The sequence below is a fragment of the Henriciella aquimarina genome (genome assembly GCF_002088975.1).
In the GTDB taxonomy this organism is placed as follows: Bacteria; Pseudomonadota; Alphaproteobacteria; order Caulobacterales; family Hyphomonadaceae; genus Henriciella; species Henriciella aquimarina.
In genome coordinates this window covers 1-3,875 of the sequence record NZ_NCST01000035.1, presented here as the reverse complement: position 1 = coordinate 3,875, position 3,875 = coordinate 1, and the positions used below count along the sequence as shown (strand labels likewise).

Sequence of the window (3,875 nt, the reverse complement as noted above, 5' to 3'; positions counted from 1 at the left end):
ATCGAGCGCGTCCTCGACACGATCGACAGCTCCATGCCGGGCGGGCATTCCGAGGTGGTCATCAGGAATCTTCGCGTACAGGCGTCCGACATGCTGGGCCAGCCTGGCGAAGGCTTTCGCTATGCGCAGATCCGGCTCGCGCCGGCGCGCCTCTCGCACTGCATGCGCTGGCTCGGCGTGGCGACGCGCGCGCAGGAAATCGCGACCGAATATGCCTGCAAGCGCCAGGCCTTCGGCAAGCTGCTGGTCGATCATGAGGGCGTCGGCTTCATGCTGGCTGAAAACCAGATCGACCTGCAGCAATCGGCCCTGATGATCGACTGGTGTGCCGATGCCCTGGACCGGGGCGAGACCGGCAATGTCGAAAGCTCTATGGCCAAGGTGGCGGTGTCGGAAGCGTTGTTCCGCGTTGCCGACCGCTGCGTCCAGGTGATGGGCGGCATGGGCGTCAGCCGCGATACGATTGTCGAACAGCTGTTCCGCGAAGTGCGCGCCTTCCGTATCTATGACGGGCCGACCGAGGTGCACAAATGGTCGCTCGCCAAGAAGATCAAGAAGGCGGAGCTTACCCGTCTCGGCGAGAGATAGGCCAGCCGGCTAGCGCCCTACATCGAACTTGTCGGCCTTGCGTTCGCCAAACAGCATGCGCTGTTCCAGGCGGGCGCGAAGGGCGGCGTAATAGGCTTCGAGGAAGGCCAGATCGTCTTCGCCGGTCTGTTTCTGACGGCCGATCTTCTCGCGGATGCGTTCGGCGACCCGCGCCTTGATCTCGGCTGTCGACTGGCGCAGCACATCCTCGAGGACATGCAGTTCGTGGATGCCATAGGCGTCGAGTTCGGCATCGCTGAAGGCGAAGCCGGCCGCCGTCGGCAGCGGGGCGACGGAGGTGATGTCCTTCTTCAGCCGGGTGCGCGGGGCGTGGATGACGATGGTGCCCGCGATCAGGTCCCCGACGCGCAGCTTGTCGCGGTTGAATAGTGGAAACAGGATGAAGACGGCGGTCCAGACAAAGGCGGTCAGTCGGATCCAGCCGCTGATCTGGTCCTCGACCGTCATGGCAAGCAGGCTGAGTGGCAGGAAGACTTCCAGCTCCCGCATGAAGTTGCGCGCGAGCACCGCATTCGCGGTCAGCCGTCCGCCATTGCGCGCCGCCACCCGCAGGCCCAGCGCGCGTTTGCCGGGCGTGGCGGCTTTCCGGCCGATCTCGAAGAAGATGAAATAGAAGTTTCGCAGGAAGAAGACGACGACCATGCTGAGCGACTGGGCGACCGCCCAGCCTTCGAACCCCATGGACGAGAACATCCAGCTGATCACGAAGACCGAGACGATGATCGCCATGATCTGCAGGGCGAAGTCGAGCAGGAAGGCCCCGGCGCGTTCCGAGGCGGTGGCGATCTTCAGGTTCAGCGCCGCGCCCTCGGGCGTCACCAGCGGGCGGATGCGCTTGGCCTGACGCGCTTCCTCCTTGAGGCGCAGTTCGCGCCGGCGCAGGGCTTCGCGCCGGCCTTCCCCGGCTTGAGCGGCCTCGGACCGGGCCATCAGCTCTCCTCCCGGGCCGCGCGCGGCCAGTAGAAATAGGTGAGCCAGAAGACCAGCGAGAGGATGGCGATGATGTAGCGGGTGAGGTCGACATTGATCATCTGCCGTCCGAAGCCTTCGAGCAGGGCAGCGATGAACAGCATCAGCACCGCGCCGATGATGACGAGGGCGGCGGAATTGCCGGCATCCTTGAGCGACTGCATCCGGCTTTTCGTGCCCGGAAAGGCGACAGCGCCGCCGATCATGAACCCCGCCGCTCCGGCCAGGATGACGGCGAAAAGCTCGGTCACGCCATGGATGAAGAGCCAGCCTGTCAGCTCCGGGCCCAGCCCCTTTTGCCAGAAGACAGCGAAGAAGCTGCCGAGATAGACGCCATTATAGATCAGCAGGATGGCCGTCGGCAGGCCGAAGCAGAAGCCGAGCGCGAAGGCGAAAATCGCGATGCCGCTATTGTGCGAGAAGAGCTGCCCGGCAAAAGCGGCCAGCATGTCGGCAATATCGGTTTCCTCAGTGTAGAGCGTGTCGCGCAGCGTCTCGACACTCGCATCCGGATTGCGCAGCTCCCAGCCGGGATGGAAGGTCCAGTACCACTCCATGTCCTGCAGGCAGAGGAAGAAGGCGAGCAGCGCGCCACCGAACAGGCAGAAGAAGGCGAGCAGCGTCGGCCACAGCGCGCCTTGCACCGCAAGCGGCCAGTCGCGGCGGAAATATTGCGCGATCCGCGTGCCCATGCTGGCGCGAGTGCCATAGACGAAGAAATAGGCCCGCGCGCACAGCGTCTCGAGATAGGCGAGCACGTTCTGGTCGAGCGAGATGGAGCGCGCCACCGAGAGCGAGGATACCGCCTGCCGGTAGAGCCTGGGCAGCGCCATCATGTCCTCGTCCGAAAGCGCTTTCACGCCGCGCTTTTCGGCCCGTGTGACGATCCGGTCGAGGCTTTCCCACGCCTCCTGGCGCTCCTCGCGGAAGCGGTAGGATTTCATCACGCGATCGTTCACAACAGCTCCCTGCGCTTGATGTCGAGATAGCGCGAAACAAGGTCGGCCCCGAAGCGCTCCGGCGTCGATTCGATCACTTGCACGCCCATGCGCTGCAGCTTGCGGAAGACGACCTCGCGTTCCTGCAACAGGGTGTCGGCGATGACGGCGCGGCTGACATCTTCGGCCGTGTGCGGTTCGGCATCGATCATGCCGGAGAGCGCCTCGTCCTCGAAGGTGGCGAAGATGACGAGGTGTTTCTCGGTCAGCCGGTGGACATTCTCCAGCATCAGTTCGGCCGAGATCGTGTCAACGAAATCGGTGAACAGGATGATGAGCGAGCGCCGCTCCAGCCGCTGGGCGAGGTCGGTCAGGGCGAGGGTGTAATTGGCGTCCTCGGTGGAATAGTCGAGCTTTGCGGCCAGCCGCTGCAGGTGGGGGAAGGCGCCGGCCCCGGTCAGCACATTACTGGCGACGCCGGGGCGGGCATCGAAACCGAAGATCGCGGTGCGGTCGCCCGAGCGCAGGGAGACATAGGCCAGCAGCAGGGCGGAATTTATGGCCCGGTCGAGCTTCGGCACCCCGCCCAGCGGCTCGCTCATCAGCCGGCCGGTGTCGAAGGCGAAGACGATGTTGTGATTGCGCTCGGTGCGGAATTCCTTGGCGAGCAGCATGCCGTGGCGGGCCGAATGCTTCCAGTCGATGGCGCGCCGGTCCATGCCGGCGGAGAATTCGCGCAGGGCATCGAATTCCGAGCCGTCGCCGCGCTCGATCTGCATCTTGATGCCGAAATCGGCGTCGCGCTGATAGAGGCGCACAGCCTCTTCCTTCACCCAGCGAGTATTCGGCGTCACCGGAATCTCGATGTCGAGTGCCTCGACCTTGCGGATGGCGATCAGGCCCAGCGGCCCGGTCCAGCGCGCCCAGAGTCGTTCCAGCCGCCCGGGCCCGCGCCGGATCGGCTTAAGGATGAAGGTCGCTGTGTGCGCCCCATCGGCCCATCCTTTCAGGATCTTGCGCGGCGGCGAGGCGATAAGGTCATTGGTTTCCAGCTGGCACTCCACCTGGCCGGGCAGGGGCCCGCGCGCAAAGGTCAGCGTCACATCGGCTGGGTCCTCGCTCGACATGTAGAGCAGCGCTGGGGCATCCGTGCTGATGCGCGCCGCCGGGGCGCGGGCCGCAAGGACCAGATCGGCAAACATCAGCGCCAGCACGCCGCCCACCCATCCGGCCGACAGTGTCCACAGCCCCGGCATCGCCACGGCAATGAACAGCATGACCGGCAAGCCGGCCAGCATCAGCCAGATCGAGCGGAGCGTGGGGGCGATCATCTCGGGGCGGCCGTCTGGTCGATCAGGG

4 protein-coding genes are annotated in these 3,875 nt (G+C 65.0%); 1 reads left to right on the top strand and 3 read right to left on the bottom strand.

Translation table 11 applies throughout. The features are described 5' to 3' along the window. Window positions 1-588 (top strand): acyl-CoA dehydrogenase family protein (locus B8784_RS05050; protein ID WP_143435298.1); only part of this gene is annotated, 588 nt, incomplete at its 5' end. 9 nt (window positions 589-597) lie between these two features. Here B8784_RS05050 and B8784_RS05045 read toward each other — a convergent pair. The 3 genes from B8784_RS05045 to B8784_RS05035 all read right to left on the bottom strand — a co-directional run. Further along, window positions 598-1,539: an RDD family protein gene (locus tag B8784_RS05045; protein WP_084396519.1), complete on the bottom strand. Its 942-nt coding sequence runs from the start codon at window positions 1,537-1,539 to the stop codon at window positions 598-600. Next, on the bottom strand, window positions 1,539-2,537 hold the full coding sequence (locus tag B8784_RS05040) for a stage II sporulation protein M (protein ID WP_143435297.1): 999 nt from the start codon (window positions 2,535-2,537) through the stop codon (window positions 1,539-1,541). Before B8784_RS05040 ends, B8784_RS05045 begins: the two co-directional genes overlap by 1 nt. Next, on the bottom strand, window positions 2,534-3,875 hold a 1,342-nt coding region (locus tag B8784_RS05035), incomplete at its 5' end, for a DUF58 domain-containing protein (RefSeq protein WP_233355975.1). The genes B8784_RS05035 and B8784_RS05040, both read right to left, overlap by 4 nt.